Annotated in this window: 16 protein-coding genes, 2 tRNA genes and 1 pseudogene; 9 read left to right on the top strand and 10 right to left on the bottom strand. The window is 61.2% G+C overall.

Translation table 11 applies throughout. The features are described 5' to 3' along the window. Positions 1-15 precede the first annotated feature (15 nt). A complete protein-coding gene (locus tag AC0L4F_RS15810) occupies positions 16-630 on the top strand; it encodes a hypothetical protein (protein ID WP_244689945.1) in 615 nt (204 codons plus the stop codon). Between the two features lie 196 nt (positions 631-826). Here AC0L4F_RS15810 and AC0L4F_RS15815 read toward each other — a convergent pair. Together AC0L4F_RS15815 and AC0L4F_RS15820 are read right to left on the bottom strand one after the other, a co-directional pair. Further along, positions 827-903: transfer RNA gene (locus AC0L4F_RS15815), tRNA-Asp, on the bottom strand. A 377-nt stretch (positions 904-1,280) separates the two neighbouring features. Beyond that, a tRNA-Asp gene (locus AC0L4F_RS15820) sits at positions 1,281-1,357 on the bottom strand. A 245-nt stretch (positions 1,358-1,602) separates the two neighbouring features. On the opposite strand from AC0L4F_RS15820, the gene AC0L4F_RS15825 reads away from it, so the two are divergent. Continuing rightward, positions 1,603-2,358, top strand: a complete 756-nt coding sequence (locus AC0L4F_RS15825; RefSeq protein ID WP_244689947.1) for a polysaccharide deacetylase family protein — start codon at positions 1,603-1,605, stop codon at positions 2,356-2,358. Between the two features lie 32 nt (positions 2,359-2,390). Here the strand turns inward: AC0L4F_RS15825 and AC0L4F_RS15830 are convergent, their stop codons facing one another. Together AC0L4F_RS15830 and AC0L4F_RS15835 are read right to left on the bottom strand one after the other, a co-directional pair. Continuing rightward, entirely contained in the window at positions 2,391-2,849 is a 459-nt protein-coding gene (locus AC0L4F_RS15830; RefSeq protein ID WP_244689949.1) for a DNA polymerase III subunit chi, read from the bottom strand. A gap of 4 nt (positions 2,850-2,853) precedes the next feature. Beyond that, the gene (locus AC0L4F_RS15835; protein ID WP_244689951.1) at positions 2,854-4,329 is read right to left on the bottom strand and encodes a leucyl aminopeptidase; all 1,476 of its coding nucleotides are present in this window, start codon (positions 4,327-4,329) and stop codon (positions 2,854-2,856) included. Positions 4,330-4,470: 141 nt separating this feature from the next. On the opposite strand from AC0L4F_RS15835, the gene lptF reads away from it, so the two are divergent. Genes lptF through rsmA form a run of 6 tightly spaced genes read left to right on the top strand, consistent with a single transcriptional unit; the run spans position 4,471 to position 11,927 of the window. After that, on the top strand, positions 4,471-5,628 hold the full coding sequence (gene lptF / locus AC0L4F_RS15840) for an LPS export ABC transporter permease LptF (RefSeq protein ID WP_348524117.1): 1,158 nt from the start codon (positions 4,471-4,473) through the stop codon (positions 5,626-5,628). Beyond that, positions 5,625-6,719 (top strand): LPS export ABC transporter permease LptG, encoded by a 1,095-nt coding sequence (gene lptG / locus AC0L4F_RS15845; protein WP_244689956.1) that lies wholly within the window; start codon positions 5,625-5,627, stop codon positions 6,717-6,719. Before lptF ends, lptG begins: the two co-directional genes overlap by 4 nt. Beyond that, positions 6,719-8,854 carry an LPS-assembly protein LptD gene (locus AC0L4F_RS15850; protein WP_244689958.1) on the top strand — a complete coding sequence of 712 codons (2,136 nt, stop codon included), beginning with the start codon at positions 6,719-6,721 and terminating at the stop codon, positions 8,852-8,854. Before lptG ends, AC0L4F_RS15850 begins: the two co-directional genes overlap by 1 nt. Next, positions 8,851-10,074, top strand: a complete 1,224-nt coding sequence (locus AC0L4F_RS15855) for a peptidylprolyl isomerase (RefSeq protein ID WP_244689960.1) — start codon at positions 8,851-8,853, stop codon at positions 10,072-10,074. Before AC0L4F_RS15850 ends, AC0L4F_RS15855 begins: the two co-directional genes overlap by 4 nt. Next, positions 10,071-11,036 carry a 4-hydroxythreonine-4-phosphate dehydrogenase PdxA gene (gene pdxA, locus AC0L4F_RS15860; protein WP_244689962.1) on the top strand — a complete coding sequence of 322 codons (966 nt, stop codon included), beginning with the start codon at positions 10,071-10,073 and terminating at the stop codon, positions 11,034-11,036. Before AC0L4F_RS15855 ends, pdxA begins: the two co-directional genes overlap by 4 nt. 30 nt (positions 11,037-11,066) lie before the next feature. Next, complete coding sequence (gene rsmA / locus AC0L4F_RS15865; RefSeq protein WP_244689964.1) at positions 11,067-11,927, top strand: 16S rRNA (adenine(1518)-N(6)/adenine(1519)-N(6))-dimethyltransferase RsmA; 861 nt, start codon at positions 11,067-11,069, stop codon at positions 11,925-11,927. Between the two features lie 236 nt (positions 11,928-12,163). Here the strand turns inward: rsmA and AC0L4F_RS15870 are convergent, their stop codons facing one another. The 4 genes from AC0L4F_RS15870 to prfA form a co-directional block, all read right to left on the bottom strand. Next, on the bottom strand, positions 12,164-12,517 hold the full coding sequence (locus AC0L4F_RS15870) for a hypothetical protein (RefSeq protein WP_244689966.1): 354 nt from the start codon (positions 12,515-12,517) through the stop codon (positions 12,164-12,166). Further along, a complete protein-coding gene (locus AC0L4F_RS15875) occupies positions 12,517-13,161 on the bottom strand; it encodes a DUF4167 domain-containing protein (protein WP_244689968.1) in 645 nt (214 codons plus the stop codon). The genes AC0L4F_RS15870 and AC0L4F_RS15875 overlap by 1 nt, the downstream gene beginning before the upstream one ends. 271 nt (positions 13,162-13,432) lie before the next feature. Beyond that, complete coding sequence (gene prmC / locus AC0L4F_RS15880) at positions 13,433-14,260, bottom strand: peptide chain release factor N(5)-glutamine methyltransferase (RefSeq protein ID WP_244689971.1); 828 nt, start codon at positions 14,258-14,260, stop codon at positions 13,433-13,435. Next, on the bottom strand, positions 14,257-15,303 hold the full coding sequence (prfA, locus tag AC0L4F_RS15885; RefSeq protein ID WP_244689973.1) for a peptide chain release factor 1: 1,047 nt from the start codon (positions 15,301-15,303) through the stop codon (positions 14,257-14,259). The genes prmC and prfA overlap by 4 nt, the downstream gene beginning before the upstream one ends. A gap of 51 nt (positions 15,304-15,354) precedes the next feature. Between prfA and AC0L4F_RS15890 the strand changes: the two genes are divergently transcribed. Continuing rightward, positions 15,355-15,645, top strand: a complete 291-nt coding sequence (locus AC0L4F_RS15890; RefSeq protein WP_244689975.1) for a hypothetical protein — start codon at positions 15,355-15,357, stop codon at positions 15,643-15,645. On the opposite strand, the gene AC0L4F_RS15895 is transcribed toward AC0L4F_RS15890, so the two are convergent. Next, positions 15,589-16,011 (bottom strand): DUF1499 domain-containing protein, encoded by a 423-nt coding sequence (locus AC0L4F_RS15895; RefSeq protein ID WP_244689977.1) that lies wholly within the window; start codon positions 16,009-16,011, stop codon positions 15,589-15,591. The two genes, AC0L4F_RS15890 and AC0L4F_RS15895, sit on opposite strands and share 57 nt — an antisense overlap. A gap of 1 nt (position 16,012) precedes the next feature. Then, a pseudogene (gene speB / locus AC0L4F_RS15900) lies at positions 16,013-16,983 on the bottom strand (agmatinase). Positions 16,984-17,067: the final 84 nt, after the last annotated feature.

The raw sequence follows: 17,067 nt of genomic DNA on the forward strand, positions 1-17,067 counted from the left end.
CGGCAAAGGGCCGCGATGACAGTTTCGATCCTGGATGATCTGCGCACCGACGGCTGGTCCATCCGCCACCGGGGCCCAGCGCCCAAACGGTTTCAGGTCATGGGCGAGCGGTCGTCGGGGACCAATTTCATCAAGCGGTTGATTGATGGCAACAGCGGATTGGCAAACTCGGACGTGCTGGGCTGGAAACATGGGGTGCCGGCGATGTTGGCGATCCCTGGCGATCTGGTGGTGGTCTGCGTGTTTCGCGGCGCGGAAAAATGGGCGCTGTCGATGCATGCCAAACCCTGGCACTGTCGCCCGCCGATGCAGGAAATGGCGTTTTCCGATTTCATCCGCGCGCCCTGGGACACACGTGTTGACCGGCCGCGCTATTTCCCCTGGGCCGATGGGCCTGAATATCGCGGCCAGGTTTTGCAGGCGGATCGCCATCCGATCACCGGCGACATGTATCGCGATCTGTTTGAGCTGCGGGCGGTCAAGATGGCGGCCTTGCTTGGGTTTGCCAACCGCCACCCAAATGTTGTTTTTGTCCGCCTGGAGGCCGTGCAAGCCGCGCCAGAGGCGTTTTTGGCGGGTTTGGCTGCCGGGTTGGGAATTGCGGGACTTTCCGCCCCTATCAGCCGGTGACCAAACGTCTGGGGGCAAAATTCAAACCCGCAGTGGCACATCGCCCGCCGACACCGGAAAAGATGCCCGAGGGCGATCGCAACTGGATGATGTCACGACTGGATCAACCGTTGGAGACGGCGATGGGATATCACATTCAGGGATGATGTTTGGCGCGTGATGACCGCAGATTTGCGATCATTCTGAAGAAGGTAAGTGGCGCGGTTGACGGGGCTCGAACCCGCGACCTCCGGCGTGACAGGCCGGCACTCTAACCAGCTGAGCTACAACCGCGCGTGAGGGGCGGAATAGGATAAGCGCCGCGGGCCGTCAACGACAAAAAGCACCTTTGGCCGGGTTTTTTATCAATTGCGTCGCGTGATTGGTCTTTGTGGGTTTGGCGGCGAAAATTGCAGGTTCTGATTTGGTGCAATCATACAGTCGCCCCGCCGGAGCGGGCCGAGAAGCCTTGTGCAAAACTGGGGGCCAGCCCCCAGACCCCCGGGATATTTTGACCAAGAAGAAATGGAGAGGCCGGAGGTGCAGCGGCGCAAGACCGCAGGAGATTTGCGGAAATGGTATTGAGGGATACTGGCGGCCGGATCGGCGCAGGCCAAGCGCCCAATGTGTCACGAAATTGGGCGATGTCGTTTCAACGACTTTAGGGTAAGTGGCGCGGTTGACGGGGCTCGAACCCGCGACCTCCGGCGTGACAGGCCGGCACTCTAACCAGCTGAGCTACAACCGCGCGTTCGGGCTGATTAGGCCATGGTGCCGGGCGCGTCAAGCGGCTTCGCTGCAATTAATGCAGCTTTTTCGCCACAGACGCCTGTGAAAAACCACAAGATGATGTGGGATTTAGGCTCTTTGGCCATAGGGCACAGGGCGGTTTTAAAATTTTCCTTTGATATTAGCGGCTTGCCGGGCTTTGTTGTTTGGAACTGAATTTTTGCGCGGTCTGCCAGCCGTGACCCCTGGGGAGGGATTATTTTGTTGATTTCAAGACGTGAGGCCCTGATCCTGGGGGCTGGGACAGCTGCGGCTGGTGTATTTCCCGAAATGGCCGCGGCCAAACCTGTCATTCGGCTGCCAAATGACATTGTCGCACGTGATGCGGCCACCATCACCGCCGTACGCACGCCGTCGCCGGTGGTGGCGATGACCTTTGACGATGGGCCACATCCGAAGAACACCCCGCGCCTGTTGGACATGTTGCGCGAGCGCAAGATCAAGGCGACCTTTTATGTGATTGGCAATCGGGTGAAGAGTTGGCCGCAGATTGCCCGCCGGATTGCCGACGAGGGCCATGAGGTTGGCAACCATTCCTGGTCGCATCCCGATTTGTCGCGCTATTCCAACGCCAATGTACTGAAAGAGATCGACAACACCACAATGGCGATCTGGAATGCCACCGGGCGGCCGCCGGTGACCTTTCGTCCGCCATATGGGGCCTTTACCCGCCGCCAGCGGACCTGGCTGAACAGCCAGCGCAATTTGCCCACCATCCTGTGGTCGGTGGATCCGGTGGATTGGCGCAGGCCGGGGGCCAATGTGGTGGCGCAACGTATTTTGCAGCATTCCCACAAGGGCGCGATCATTCTGAGCCATGACATCCATCGCGGCACGATTGATGCCATGCCGCGCACACTGGACGGTTTGACGGGGCGCGGCTTGCGGTTTGTCACCGTCAGCCAGATCCTGGGCTGGCCAACCTGGCAGAACCGGCGGTTTGCCCGCGCCACATCTTAGGGTCAGGACCCTTTAATCGTGTGCCTAGCGCATCAGCCGCTCTCGGCCTTTTTTTCCCAGCGGCCCAATTCCTCGGACCAATATTGCGCGGCACAGGCGGCACCGGTCAGGGTTTTCCATTGGCCGCGCGCCTGATCCACGGCCTGGGGATCGTTGCCATCGAACAGAATACATGTGCGTTCCAGCCGCTGCACCTCGTCCGGGGTCAGGGTCGCGCCGTCAATCGACATGATGCATTGCGGATCATTGCCAGCCGCGCCGGAGGTCAGCAAAATCGGTTGCAGCGCATCATGCGGACCGCCCGCGCGACCATGTGGCAGGAACCCGTCTTCCGGCTCCAGCCACAGTTTTTCATCCAGCCAGTCCAGCCGCCCCTCGTCCGGGCCGCGCACCGCCACGCGCCAACCGGCCCCGCGCGCCCGGTCCAGCAGCACCGGCAGGGTCATTTCCAGCGGCTTGCGTGTCAGGTGATAGAAATAGACCGCGCCCAAGGGGTTACTCCGTTTCGAACCGATCACGCACCAGACGGTCCAGCGCCATCACACCCCAACCGGTTGCGCCCTTGGGGGCAAGGTCGGTGTCTTTGCTGACCTGGGCCACCCCGGCGATATCGAGGTGAATCCATGGCGTTTCATCGCGCACAAACCGTTTGAGGAACTGCGCCGCCGTAATCGAACCTGCGGGGCGACCACCGACGTTTTTCATGTCTGCCTTCATCGACTTCAGCTGGTCATCATAGCTCTGCCCCAGGGGCAGACGCCAGGCGCCCTCGCCCGTGGCGGCGGCGGATTTCAGGAAATCATTGCAGAAGCTGTCGTCGTTGGAAAACACGCCCGCATTGTCATGGCCAAGGCCGATGATGACCGCGCCGGTCAGCGTCGCAAGGTCGACCATCGCGGCGGGTTTATAGGTCTCTTGCGTGTACCAAAGCACGTCGCAGAGCACCAAACGCCCCTCGGCATCGGTATTGATCACTTCGATCGTGTCACCCTTCATCGAGGTCACGATGTCGCCGGGGCGCACCGCGTTGCCCGACGGCATGTTTTCCACCAACCCGACAAGGCCGATCACATTGGCGGGCGCTTTGCGCAGGGCCAGCGTCTTCATCACGCCGGACACAACCCCGGCGCCGCCCATATCCATGGTCATGTCTTCCATACCGGCGGCGGGTTTCAGGGAAATGCCGCCGGTGTCGAACACCACGCCCTTACCAACCAGCGCCAGCGGCGCGTCGCCGGATGTGCCCCCCATCCATTTCATTACCACAACCTTGGACGGGCTGTCGGACCCCTGCCCGACACAGAGCAGCGCGCCCATGCCAAGCTCGGCCAGTTTGTCTTCTTCCAGCACCTCGACCTCGACCCCCAGATCGCGCAGGCCTTCCAGCCGGGCAGCGAATTCGGTGGTGGTCAGCACATTGGCAGGTTCGCTGACCAGATCACGGGTAAAGAACACGCCTTCGGCCACCGCCGCCATGGGCGCAAATTCCTGCTCCAGTTCGGCGGGTTTCGAACACATGATGGTCAGGGTGGCGGCGCGCGGCGTATCCTTGCCGGTCTTGTGATCGCCAAATTCATAGCCGCGCAGCGCCAGACCCATCGCCAGATCGGCGATCTTGGCGCGGCCACCGGCCAAAAGCAGAAGGTCGCTGTCACCGCGCAGTTTCGCCAGGGCCGCCCCGGCGCGTCGTGCGGTGGCGGGATCGGGGCGGCGCGTCAGCTTGATCACATCCAGCGCCTCGGCCTCGAGCCCCGAGGGCGACAAAAGCGAGACGACATCGCCGTCCTTCATCTTGTCGAACGCGGCACTTTCGGAAAACCGCTTCAACGCCTGACGCGTCAACCGGTTGATCCGGCGCCCGCCGGGATCCATCTTGGCCTCTTCATCCAGGATAACGACAACCCTGCCGGTGACGTTTTCAATGGTGTCCAACGCGGTTTCGGCAAATGTAATGGCTGCGGGTGTGGTCATGTCTGCTGCTCCGTGACATCGCGAATATTTCGGGTCTGACACTAGTCCTAGTGCGCGGGACCCCGCCAAACCACCCCCTAACGTGGCATGCAGGCGAATATCCAGTTTTCCCGCCCGACAAAATCTTCTAGTGTCGGGCAAATCCAGAAGGTTGGGGGACCTGTTGGCCAATTCGACAGATATCTCATTTCGCAGCTTTTCATGCTCTTCGGCTTTTTCGCATTGGTGCTGGTGGCGGTGTACTGGGTCAATCAGGCGGTGATCCTGTTTGACCAGTTGATTGCCGATGGCCATTCGGCAAGCGTCTTTCTGGAATTCACCGCCCTGTCCCTGCCACGGGTGATCGGCATGGTTTTGCCGATGGCGACCTTTGCGGCGGCGGTCTATGTCACCAACCGGTTGTCAAATGACAGCGAGCTGACGGTGATGCAGGCGACCGGGTTTTCGCCCTGGCGGCTGGCGCGTCCGGTGTTGATCTTTGGGATGTCGATGGCGCTGATGATGTCGGTGCTGACCCATTTCCTGATCCCGGCCAGTCTGGAACAGCTAAAAGAGCGCGAGCGCGAGATTTCGGGATCGGTCAGCGCGCGGCTGTTGCGTGAAGGCGTGTTCCTGCATCCCGCGGATGGCGTGACATTCTATATCCGCGACATCTCGCCCGAGGGGGAATTGGCCGATGTCTTTATGTCCGACGAACGCAACCCGGATCGCCATGTGACCTATACTGCGGAACGCGCCTATCTGCTGCGCGATGCGGATGGTCCGAAACTGGTGATGGTGGATGGTATGGCCCAGGTGTTCGTGCCGGACACGGCCCAGCTGTCGACCACGAACTTTGCCCAGTTTTCGCGCGATATCAGCGGATTGATCACCGATGGTGGCCAAGGGCGGCGCAAATTGCGCTATGTGCCGACACATGAATTGTTGTGGGATACTGCCGCCGTGTCAGAGGAAATTCGCGAAGACCCCGGCGATGTCGTGCTCGAGGGTCACAGCCGCATTGCACAGGCGCTGGTCTGTATCGTGGCGGCCTTGATTGGTCAGGCGGCGCTACTGGTCGGTGGCTTCAGCCGCTTTGGCCAGACGCGTCAGATCGTGCTGGCGATTTTCATCCTGGTCCTTGTGCAATTGGTCGAAGGTGCGATGACCGAACCGGTGCGCGGCAATCCGGCATTGTGGCCGCTGGCCTATGCGCATGTGTTCATCGGACTTTTGGTGGCAACGGCGCTTTTGTGGCGCTCTGCCCACCCCGGCGCCATACGCCGGCGCCCTGCCCCGGCGCTTGAGGGCACATCATGACCCTGCACTTTTATTTTGCCCGCCGGTTTACGGTGATCTTTGCCGGAATGTTTGCGGTGTTTTTCCTGTTTGTCATGCTGCTGGATCTGATTGAACAGCTGCGCCGCTTCGATGAAGAGGTCGGATTTTCCCAGGTTCTGCGCATCACGCTGCTGAACACGCCACAAGGCCTTTACCAGATGTTGCCGCTGGTGATGATTCTATCCTCCATTGCGCTGTGCCTTGCTCTGGCGCGGTCGTCGGAATTGGTGGTCAGCCGCGCGTCGGGTCGATCAGGGCTTTCGGCCTTGTTCGGGCCTTTGGCGGTGGCGGCCCTGGTCGGGGCAATTGCCGTGGCGGCGTTCAACCCGATCGTGGCCGCGACCTCGCAACGCTATCACGATCTGCGCGAACTTTATGACAGTGGCGGCACATCTACCCTGTCCATCGGGCGCGAGGGGCTGTGGCTGCGTCAGGGCGATCTGCGCGGCCAGACGGTGATCCATGCGGAGCGGTCCAATCCGACGGCCACGGTGCTGCATGATGTGACCTTCATTGCCTATGCGGCAGAGGGTGGCCCGGTGCGCCGCATCGCCGCCGAAGAGGCCGCATTGGGCACCGGCGAATGGGTGCTGACCCAGGCCAAGGTCTGGCCGCTAGTGACCGGATTGAACCCGGAAACCAACTCCTTTGTTCACGAAGAGCTGCATATCCCGTCGACCCTGACCCAGGAACGTATTCGCGACAGTTTCGGCAAACCCTCTGCGGTGTCGATCTGGAACCTGCCGGCCTTTATCCGCCAGCTGGAAACCGCCGGATTTTCCGCCCGGCGCCATAGCGTCTGGTTACAGATGGAGCTGGCCCGGCCGGTGTTCCTTGTGGCGATGGTGCTGTTGGGCGCGGCCTTTACTATGCGCCACGCGCGGTTCGGACGGACCGGTCTGGCGGTGTTGACCGCATTGATGCTGGGGTTCGGGCTTTACTATGTGCGCAATTTCGCGCAAATCCTTGGCGAGAATGGCCAGATTCCCGCATCCCTTGCGGCTTGGGCCCCGCCGGTGGCGGCGGCGCTTATCGGGCTGGGATTGATTTTGCAGATGGAGGACGGGTGATGCTGCGCCGCCTGTGGATCCTTTTACTGGCCTTGATGCCGCTTGCCGTATCTGCGCAGACCAGCGCAGATCAAGGCAGTGTCGATCCGGCCCTTCTGGTCGCCGATACGGTGGTTGTGACGCCGGATCAACGGTTGATCGCCGATGGCAATGTCGAGGCGCTGTATAATGGCACCCGGCTATGGGCCAAACGCATCATTTACATAAGCGACGCCGACCGTCTGGAAATCCAGGGTCCGATCCGCATTGACGATGGTCAGGGCATCGTGGTGCTGGCCGACAGCGCCGATCTCGACACCAATCTGGAAAACGGATTGCTAAAAGGCGCGCGGCTTGTGCTGGATCAGCAACTTCAACTCGCCTCGGTTCAGATGGCCCGCGTCGAGGGGCGTTATGCCCAGCTGAGCAAGGTCACCGTGACCTCGTGCCAAATCTGCGGCAAGAACGGCCGGGCGCTCTGGTCGATCCGGGCGCGCCGGGTGGTGCATGACCAGGAGGAACAGCAGCTCTATTTCGATGGTGCGGTGTTCCGGGTGCTGGATGTGCCGCTGATGTATCTGCCGCGGCTGCGGCTGCCCGATCCGACGCTGAAACGCGCGCATGGCCTGTTGTTCCCGACGATCCGCACCACAACAGAGCTGGGGACCGGCATCAAGCTGCCCTACTTCATCCCGCTTGGCGATCACGCCGATATCACGGTCACGCCCTATTTCTCGCAGGAAACCAGCACCGTAGAGCTGCGGTATCGTCAGGCCTTTCGGCTTGGGGATATCGAGTTGAACGGCGCAATAACCCGCGACACCCTGCGCCGGGACGAAACCCGCGCCTATCTGTTTGGCGAAGGCCAATTCGATCTGCGCGACAATTACATTCTCAGCTTCGATTTCGAGGTCACCAGCGACGAATCCTATCTGTCGGAATATGATTATTCCGGCAAGGACCGGCTGGACAGCGAGTTGAGTCTTGGCCGGTCGACACGCGAAAGCGACATGCAGGCCAGTTTGGTGCTGTTCAACACGCTGCGCGACGACGAATTGAACTCGACCCAGCCGACGATCATTCCCGATCTGCGCTATGAACAGCGGTATCAGCTGGACAATGCGCTTGGCGGCGAGTTGCGGCTGGCCTTCGAAGGGCATGGTCATGTGCGCTATTCGTCGAACGATGTTGTCGGGCGGGATGTGACACGGGCCGGTGTGTCGGCGACATGGCTGGATCAATGGACCTTTGCCTCTGGTGTGCAGCTCGCGGCGCAGGCCGGTGTGGCCTTTGATCAATTCTGGACCGGCGACGATTCGACCGTGGCCAGCACGGACAGTTCCCTGACCCCCAGCGCCGCAGTGACCCTGCGCTATCCGTTCCTGCGCATCACCGCCGGCGGCGCGCGGCAATTGATTGAACCGGTGGCCCAGATCGGGTGGGTCGGCGGCGAAGATGCCGATGTGGCCAATGATGAAAGCACCCGTCAGGAGCTGGACGAAGGCAATCTGCTGGCGCTGTCGCGCTTTCCCGAGGCGGACCGGCGCGAACGCGGCAGTTCGACCGTGCTGGGGTTGCGGTTTGTCCATCATGACCCGCGCGGCTGGTCCGGCGGTCTTGCACTGGGCCGGGTGTTGCGCACCGATACCCTGGATGATTTCACCGCCACATCCGGTTTGAACCTGGCCGAATCCGACTGGCTGATTGCGGCGCATCTGCGCAATGTTGACGGGCTTTATATTCTGTCGCGCACGCTGGTCGGCGACAATGGCGAAGTCTCCAAATCCGAGGCGCGCGGTGCCTGGTCAAATGACACCATCGACCTTGGCGCGTCATTCTTGTTGTTGCCCGCCGACAGCGAAGAAGACCGGGCGGACAAGGTTGCGGAATGGTCGATCGACGGTGCTTACCGCGTCAACCGTCACTGGACCGCCAGCGCCAGCGCCAGTTACGATATTGTCGACAAACGCGCCTCTGAGGCCGGGCTTGGGCTGGCGTATCGCAACGAATGTATCGAGGCGGCCTTTACCGCCGAGCGCAAGTTTGCCGATTCATCCAATCTGGACCCTTCTACCACTTATGGGCTAACCATAGCCCTAAAAGGATTCAGCACGGGCGGCGACGCCGGAGGCTATAGCAGGACATGCAAACAATGACATTCGCACCCATTCGCGCCCTGGTGACGGCCCTGACCCTGACACTCGCCACCACAGGCCCCGCATTGGCGCAGGGCTTGTTCTCGCCTGCGGTCAAGGTCGGCGATCAGGTCATCACCACCTATGAAATCAATCAACGGGCCCTGTTCCTGCAGATTTTGCGGGCGCCGGGCAACCCACGCGAAACCGCGCGTGACCAGTTGATCGAGGACCGTCTGAAGGTTGCAGCCGCCGAAACGGCGGGGGCCGCACCGTCGGACGAGGCCATTCGCGGCGGCATGGAAGAATTCGCAGCCCGCGCGGATTTCACCGCGGAACAGTTCATCGGCGAATTGGGCAAGGCCGGGATTGCACCGGAAACATTCCGCGACTTTGTGCGCTCCGGGCTGGCCTGGCGCGAGCTGGTGCGGGCGCGTTTTGGGGCGCAAACCCAAGTGTCCGAAGACGAAATCGACCGCGCGCTTGCCTCCGGCAACGGTGGGTCTTCCGTGCGGGTCTTGCTGGCGGAAATCATCATGCCCGCCCCGCCGCAAGAGGCACAATCGGTTCTGGCCCGCGCACAGCGCATCGCCAAATACACCTCGGAATCGCAATTTGCCGCTGCCGCGCGGCAATACTCCGCCACAAAAACACGTGGATCGGGCGGCAAACTGCCCTGGCAGAAAATCGAAGACCTGCCGCCGGTTCTGCGGCCATTGGTTCTGGCGCTTGGCGAGGGCGAGGTCACCGAGCCGATCCAGATCCCCAATGCGGTGGCCTTGTTCCAGCTGCGCGCCATCGAGGAAACCGCATATACCCGCCCCAGCTATTCCGCCGTGGAATATGCCGCCTATTACATGGCGGGCGGGCGCAGCCCCGACACGCTGGCAAAGGCCAACAAGATTGCCGAAAGTGTCGACACCTGTGACGACCTTTACGGCGTGGCAAAGGGCCAGCCGGAAGAGGTGCTTGACCGTGCCGCGTTGCCGCCTGCCGACATTCCGGCCGATATCGCCATGGAACTGGCCAAGATGGACGCAGGCGAGGTTTCGACCACGTTGACCCGCGCCAATGGCGAGACATTGGTGGTGCTGATGCTGTGTGGCCGCAGCCCGGTGACCGAGGAAGCACAGGACCGCGAGGCGGTGATCGCCGGATTGCGTGCCCGCAAGCTGAACGGTTTGGCCAATTCCTATCTCGAACAATTGCGCGCCGAAGCCCGCATCATCGTCATCGAATGAGCCCGCAGCCCCCCGCCCCCGTCGCGCTGAGTTGTGGCGAACCGGCGGGTGTCGGCCCGGAATTGGCGGCAAAGGCCTGGAATGTGCTGCGTGAGCGTGTGCCGTTCTTTTTGATTGGCGATGCCCGTCACCTGCCCGCTGATACGCCCCATGTGCGCATCACGGATCCCGCCGAGGCCCCCGGCGCAATGGCGCATGGGCTGCCGGTTCTGCATCGTGATTTTGGCCCCGCGGTTACCCCCGGCGTGGCACAGGCGGCACATGCCCAACCGGTGATCGACGCCATCGCCGAAGGTGTATCCATGGCGATGTCGGGGCGCGCTGCCGCGCTCTGCACCGCGCCGATCCACAAGAAGGCGCTGGCAGATGGTGCCGGGTTTGCCTATCCCGGCCACACCGAGTTTCTGGCGGCACTGGCCGGGGTGGACCGGGTGGTGATGATGCTGGCCTCGCCCGTATTGCGGGTGGTGCCGGTGACCATTCACATCCCGCTTGTCGAAGTGGCATCGGCGCTGACGCCGCAGCTGTTGGAAGACACGATCCGGATCACGCATCGGGGGCTCATCCAGCGCTTCGCGCTGTCTTCGCCCCGGATGGCAATTGCCGGGTTGAACCCGCATGCTGGCGAAGGTGGGCGCATGGGGCGCGAAGAGATCGAGGTGATCGAACCGGTCCTCGCGCAGTTGCGCGCTGAGGGGATAGAGGTCGTCGGGCCGATGTCGGCAGACACGATGTTTCATGACGCGGCACGTGGGCGCTATGATGTGGCGATCTGCATGTACCATGATCAGGCGCTGATTCCGATCAAGACCCTGGACTTTGACCGCGGCGTGAATGTCACGCTGGGCCTGCCGTTTCTGCGGACCTCGCCCGATCATGGCACCGCTTTTGATATTGCCGGGCGTGGCATTGCCAACCCGACATCGATCATCGCCGCGCTGGAGATGGCAGGCGGCCATTAAGATGCGTATTTTAGAAAGAGAAGAAGCGACATGGCGACGATAGACGATCTTCCGGCGCTGCGCGATGTGATCACCACCCATGAGCTGGTCGCCAAAAAATCGCTTGGCCAGAACTTTCTTCTGGATTTGAACCTGACGGCGAAAATTGCCCGTCTGGCCGGTGGGCAGGCCGATGCGCTTGCCGGGTGTGACATTCTGGAAATTGGCCCCGGCCCCGGCGGTTTGACCCGTGGGCTTTTGGTCGAAGGTGCGCGCCGGGTTCTGGCGATTGAAAAAGATGCGCGCTGCATGCCCGCGCTGGACGAGATTGCCGCGCGTTATCCGGGGCGGTTGCAGGTGATCAACGGGGATGCGCTGGAGGTCGATCCACTGGCGCATTTGACACCACCGATCCGTATTGCCGCCAATCTGCCGTATAATGTGGGCACGGAATTGCTGGTGCGTTGGCTGACGCCCCCCGCCTGGCCGCCGTTTTGGCAATCCCTGACCTTGATGTTTCAACGCGAGGTGGCGGAGCGCATTGTCGCGCAGCCCGGCACCAAACCCTATGGTCGGTTGGCGGTTCTGGCCCAGTGGCGCACAACGCCGCGCATTGTCCTGTCACTACCACCTGAGGCGTTTTCGCCACCACCCAAAGTGTCCTCGGCTGTGGTGCACTTCGAAGCGCTGGATGCGCCGCGATTTGAGGCCGATGCCGCCATTCTGCAAGAGGTGGTGGCCCGTGGTTTCAACCAGAGGCGCAAGATGCTGCGCGCCAGTTTGAAAGGCATTGTGCCCGGGGTTGAGGATGTATTGCGCGCGGTTGGCATTGCCCCGACAGAGCGGGCAGAACAGGTGTCCCTGGAAGAATTCTGTGCACTGGCGCGGGCGATAAAGGCGGCGCGCAGCTGATTCAACCGTTGCGGATTGGAACAGAAAAAGGCCACCCGGTTTGGGTGGCCTCACAAATTCTCAGACATTTCAGATCAATCGGGCGCTCAGTTCATCCGGGTGCACTGGGCTCCGGGTGCACCGGGCATTGCCACGTAAACGACGCAGTCACCCGCAAAACGCACCGGCCAAAAACACACCGGCCAAAAACGCATCGGCCAAATATGTGTTGGCCGATGCGACACCACCGCAGACGCTTATTCAGCCGCTTGTGATGGCTCGTCTTTTGGACCTTCGGCCGGAGCCTCTGATGCGGGGGCCTCTGATGTCTTTGTCTCTGCCGCAGTCGTCTTTTTCGTCGTTCTGGTCGACGGCTTTCGCGTCGTCGTTTTTGCCGCCGGCTTCTTGGCCGACCTGGTCGTGGTCTTTTTCGCAGGCGTTTCCTTGGCACTTACGGTTGCCGGTTCATCGGCGGTTGGCGCCGCTGCGGTGTCCGCTGCTTTTTTGGTCGATCTACGGCGCGTGGTCTTGGGCTTTGTGACCGCGGCCTCGGCCTTGCTTTCCGGGGTTTCGACCAGACCGCTGTCTGTGTCGTCGCCTGCGATTTCCATCACATCGGGCTGCGGGGCATCGGGTTGGCTGACATCCGGTTGCGGTGCATCCGCAGGGTCAACGGCCCGGGGCGCACGGGATGTGGATCTCGCCGTGGCTGGTTTGGCAGCAGGCGGTGTCGCAGTTTCCTGAGGCGCGGGCACCGAGGCGGCCGCAGCATCTGCTGCGGGCGCGTTGGGGCCGGCGCGGCCTGTGGTTGGGCAGCCTGTGGATGTGAGGACTGTGGATTGGCGGATTGTGGATTGGTAGATTGGCGTGAAGGCGATTGCGGCTGAGGCTGGCCATCATTGCCGTTATGAGGCTCACGCTCCTGACGTTCAGACCGTTCACGGTCGCGCTGCGCCTGACGCTCGCGGTTCTGACGTTCCTGCTCTTCGCGCTTGGATTCTTGTTCCTTTTGCGCCTCGCTCAGCAATCGCAGGTAATGTTCCGCGTGTTGTTGAAAGTTTTCGGTCGCAACCCGATCACCCGACAACTGGGCATCACGTGCCAGTTGATTGTATTTGTCGATGATCTGCTGCGGCGTACCGCGCACCTTGCCTTCTGGCCCGGAACTGTCAAAGACCCGGTTGATAATATTGCCGCCCGAAGGTTTGTTGCTGCGGTTCGATCGCGACCGCGATCGTGACTTCGATGATCTCATTTAATGTGGTCCAGCCCGTTTCCGTAAGTCTGTGCCGGTCCGCCTGATGCTGCGCTATTGGCGCATGTTGCTGTAGGCGGTCATGCTCTTGTTCGGCTAATGTCACGCGGGGTTGCGAATGCGACCCGCCAGCGGCGACACCCAAGCAATAACCATGTCATGGCATTTCAAACAAGGGGTTAATTCGCATTCGACCTTGGATATGGGTGCAAAAGCGACAGTTTGCCGCCAAATGGCCGAGATTTTGCGTGAAAAATGCAGCAAAACCGCGTCACGCCTTGCGGGCGCTGACGACACGGTCGCGTTTATCAAGATCCGCCACCACCACCACATCGGTCAGACCAGCAGCGGACATCAGCGCCGAAACCGCCGCCCCCTGCTGCCAGCCGATTTCCACCAACAGCCGCCCGCCGGGTTCAAGATGGCGCGGCGCGCCAGCGGCCAGCGCGCGATAGGCGCTTAACCCGTCACCTTCGTCGGTCAACGCAAGACGCGGTTCATGCGCCAGTTCCGGCGCCAGATCCGCCATCTCATCCTTGGCGATATACGGCGGGTTTGACACGATCAGATCGAAACTGCCTTCGACCATGTCGTACCAATCGCTTTGTCGCAGCAATACGCCGTCCCCCTGACCCAGGGCCGCACGATTGCGCACCGCCACGTCCAGCGCCGCCGGTGACAGATCGGTGCCCAGCCCCCAGGCCCCCTGGGTTTCCGCCAGAAGCGTCAACAGGATACAGCCCGACCCGGTGCCAAGATCAAGAACACGTTCAAACGGATGCGACAAAGCCGCTTCGATCAGGGTTTCGGTTTCCGGGCGCGGGTCAAGCACATCGGGGGTCACGATGAATTCGCGTCCATAGAACATGCGCGTGCCAATAAGATGCGACACCGGTTCACGTGCCACACGGCGGGCAATCAACGCGTCATACCGGGTGATGGTCTCTGCCGTGACCTCCTCTGGCAGGACCAGCGTCAACCGCCCCGGATCACAGGCCAGAACATGCGCCAGAATACGGCGGGCATCACGCCCTGCCCCATCAATGCCCACAGACTTCAGCGCCCGCGTCGCGCGGGCGAGGATTTCGGTCCCGGTCATTGCATTTCGGCCAGCAAGGTCGCCTGGGCATCCGCGGTCAGCGCGTCGATGATATCATCGAGATCACCCTGCATCACCTGATCCAGCTTGTAGAGCGTCAGATTGATGCGGTGGTCGGTCATCCGGCCCTGCGGGAAGTTATAGGTGCGAATGCGTTCGCTGCGGTCGCCGCTGCCCACCTGAGATTTGCGGTCAGCGCTGCGTTCACTGTCCACCCGCTGACGTTCCAGATCGAACAGCCGGGTTTTCAGCACTTGCATCGCGATCTCGCGGTTGCGGTGTTGCGATTTTTCGGCGCTCACCACCATGATGCCGCTGGGAATATGAGTGATGCGCACCGCAGAATCGGTGGTGTTGACGTGTTGTCCCCCCGCACCAGAGGCGCGCATGGTATCAATCCGAATGTCGCCGGGGTCGATGTGAATATCGACATCCTCGGCCTCTGGCAGCACCGCAACCGTGGCGGCCGAGGTGTGAATACGCCCGCCGCTTTCGGTTGTTGGCACGCGTTGCACCCGGTGTACGCCGCTTTCGAATTTCAGCCGGGCAAAGACGTTTTCGCCTTTGACATGGGCCACCACCTCTTTGATGCCGCCCAGTTCGGTGGCGTTTTCCTCGATGATCTCGAACGTCCAGCCGTGGTTTTCGGCATAGCGCTGATACATCCGCAAGAGATCGCCGGCAAAAAGCGCCGCCTCTTCGCCGCCGGTTCCGGGGCGGATTTCGACAATCGCCGGGCGCGCGTCTGCGTCATCCTTGGGCAACAGCGCCAATTGCAGCGCATGTTCCACCTCTGGCAGACGCTTTTTCAGGATCGGCAGTTCTTCTTCTGCCAACTCCTTCATATCCGGGTCGGCCAGCATCGCCTCGGCCTCAGCCATATCGTCAAGCAGCTGACGCCATTCGCCAATTTGTTCGACCACCGGGCGCAGATCGGAATACTCCTTGCCCAGCTTGGCAATGTCACTGCCGCCTTCGGCCATCTTGGCCTCCAGGAATTCAAACCGATCTTCAATCTGGCGCAGGCGGTCTTCGGGGATCATGTTTGCTACTTTGATTTGGCGAAAGTGGAGTTGCTGTGATAAACTGGGAACATGGTAAGAGAAAGTGCCCTTTTGTTGCTGCTTGCCACATCAGCCAACGCCGATGTGACTGGACCCGGCGGGAAAACGGTCGATTGTTTCTGCACCGACAGCACCGGATCCCGTATTGAGCTGGGCCAGACGATCTGTTTGCAGGTCGATGGCCGCATGTTCATGGCGCAATGTCAGATGTCGTTGAACGTGCCGATGTGGCGCGAAGTGTCGCAAGGCTGCCTGGGGGCGAGCCTACCCCAAAGCCTTGATCCAGCTTTCAATCCGGGCGCGGTTGACGCCCAGATCTGATTTGCCGAACCGGGCGCGGCTGTACAGTTCCACTGTTGTGGCGTCCCGCAGGGTCAGCGTGGTGTAATCGGGAAACGCCATAAGGCGACTGCGGGTGACATAGGTGATCTGCCCCTCGGCCAGCGACCCTGCCAGAACCTTGGTGCGCGGCGTGGCGCGGATCTGGGCATCAAAGGCCGCCATGCGCGCATTGACGTCACCGGTGACAGCCTCGCGGTAGACATGGTCTTTTTCGCCGTCGATATGGCCCATTTCGCTGCCTTCGGCCGCAACATGCCAGCGCAGCGGATCGTCCGGCGCAACCCGCACCCAGACCACAGCGCCAACGATCAACAGGATCACAAGTTTTAAAATTACTTTCAACACGTTACGATCCAATCTTCAGATGATTCCAGCCCCAGAGGCATATCAGTTCCACCGCCACATGGGCACCGGCGATTGCGGTGGCGCCTGTGGTGTCAAAAGGCGGCGAAACCTCGACCACGTCACCGCCCAGAAGGTTGATCCCCGCCAGTTCACGCAGCGCCACAGCCGCCTGTGCGGTGCTCAGCCCCCCCAGACCGGCGTGCCAGTGCCGGGGGCAAAGGCCGGGTCAAGACAATCTATATCAAAGGTCAGATATGTCGGGGCGTCTCCGACGATCTCCTTGATGCGCTCCGCCGTCTTTTTCGGCCCGATTTCATGCACTTGCCGGGCATCTATCATCTGCATTCCGTGACGATCGGGATTATCCGTGCGAATGCCGACATGCACAGAGCGCGCCGGATCCACCAGCCCCAGCTTGATCGCCTTGTAAAGGAACGTGCCGTGGTCAATCCGCTCCATATCGTCATCGGTCCAAGTGTCGCTATGGGCGTCAAACTGGATCACGGACAGGGGGCCGTATTTTTCCGCATAGGCGCGCAGGATTGGCAAGGTGATGAAATGATCCCCGCCCAGGGTAATGCTGCCCGCGCCCGCGGCCAGAATACCCGCCATATGTGCCTGGAGGGCGGCGGGAAATTCCGACACTTTGGCATAGTCGAACGCCAGATCGCCGTAATCAACAATTGATAGCTGTTCCAAGGGGTTGAAGCCCCAACCAAAAGGCGCATCCGGGCTTTGCAGCGCGCTGGCCTCGCGGATCGCGCGCGGTCCAAGCCGGGTGCCGGGGCGGTTTGTCACCGCCTGATCAAACGGTACGCCGGTAATCGCAAGATCGACGCCGGTCAGATCCTTGCTGTAGCGGCGACGCAAAAAGGATGTCGCCCCGCCAAAGGTGTTCTCATAACTGAGCCCCCGAAGATCCGCGCGCGTAAACGCATCATCCACCGCCGTTTTTGCATCTTCCAGTGCCATAGCCCGCTCCTGTTTGCATGGCGGCGCATCTGGACACTTGCCGCGCGCCGCGACAGATTGCACACAAACCCAAAACCAGAGGCG

It is taken from the genome of Marinovum sp. J2-8 (genome assembly GCF_055808435.1).

Coding starts and splice junctions, on each gene's coding strand:
- prfA (WP_244689973.1), bottom strand. CDS start 15,303: ATGATCCCCGAAGACCGCCTGCGCCAGATTGAAGATCGGTTTGAATTC.
- AC0L4F_RS15870 (WP_244689966.1), bottom strand. CDS start 12,517: ATGGAAATCGCAGGCGACGACACAGACAGCGGTCTGGTCGAAACCCCG.
- AC0L4F_RS15835 (WP_244689951.1), bottom strand. CDS start 4,329: ATGACCACACCCGCAGCCATTACATTTGCCGAAACCGCGTTGGACACC.
- prmC (WP_244689971.1), bottom strand. CDS start 14,260: ATGACCGGGACCGAAATCCTCGCCCGCGCGACGCGGGCGCTGAAGTCT.
- pdxA (WP_244689962.1), top strand. CDS start 10,071: ATGAGCCCGCAGCCCCCCGCCCCCGTCGCGCTGAGTTGTGGCGAACCG.
- AC0L4F_RS15810 (WP_244689945.1), top strand. CDS start 16: ATGACAGTTTCGATCCTGGATGATCTGCGCACCGACGGCTGGTCCATC.
- AC0L4F_RS15855 (WP_244689960.1), top strand. CDS start 8,851: ATGACATTCGCACCCATTCGCGCCCTGGTGACGGCCCTGACCCTGACA.
- AC0L4F_RS15875 (WP_244689968.1), bottom strand. CDS start 13,161: ATGAGATCATCGAAGTCACGATCGCGGTCGCGATCGAACCGCAGCAAC.
- AC0L4F_RS15890 (WP_244689975.1), top strand. CDS start 15,355: ATGGTAAGAGAAAGTGCCCTTTTGTTGCTGCTTGCCACATCAGCCAAC.
- AC0L4F_RS15850 (WP_244689958.1), top strand. CDS start 6,719: ATGCTGCGCCGCCTGTGGATCCTTTTACTGGCCTTGATGCCGCTTGCC.
- rsmA (WP_244689964.1), top strand. CDS start 11,067: ATGGCGACGATAGACGATCTTCCGGCGCTGCGCGATGTGATCACCACC.
- lptG (WP_244689956.1), top strand. CDS start 5,625: ATGACCCTGCACTTTTATTTTGCCCGCCGGTTTACGGTGATCTTTGCC.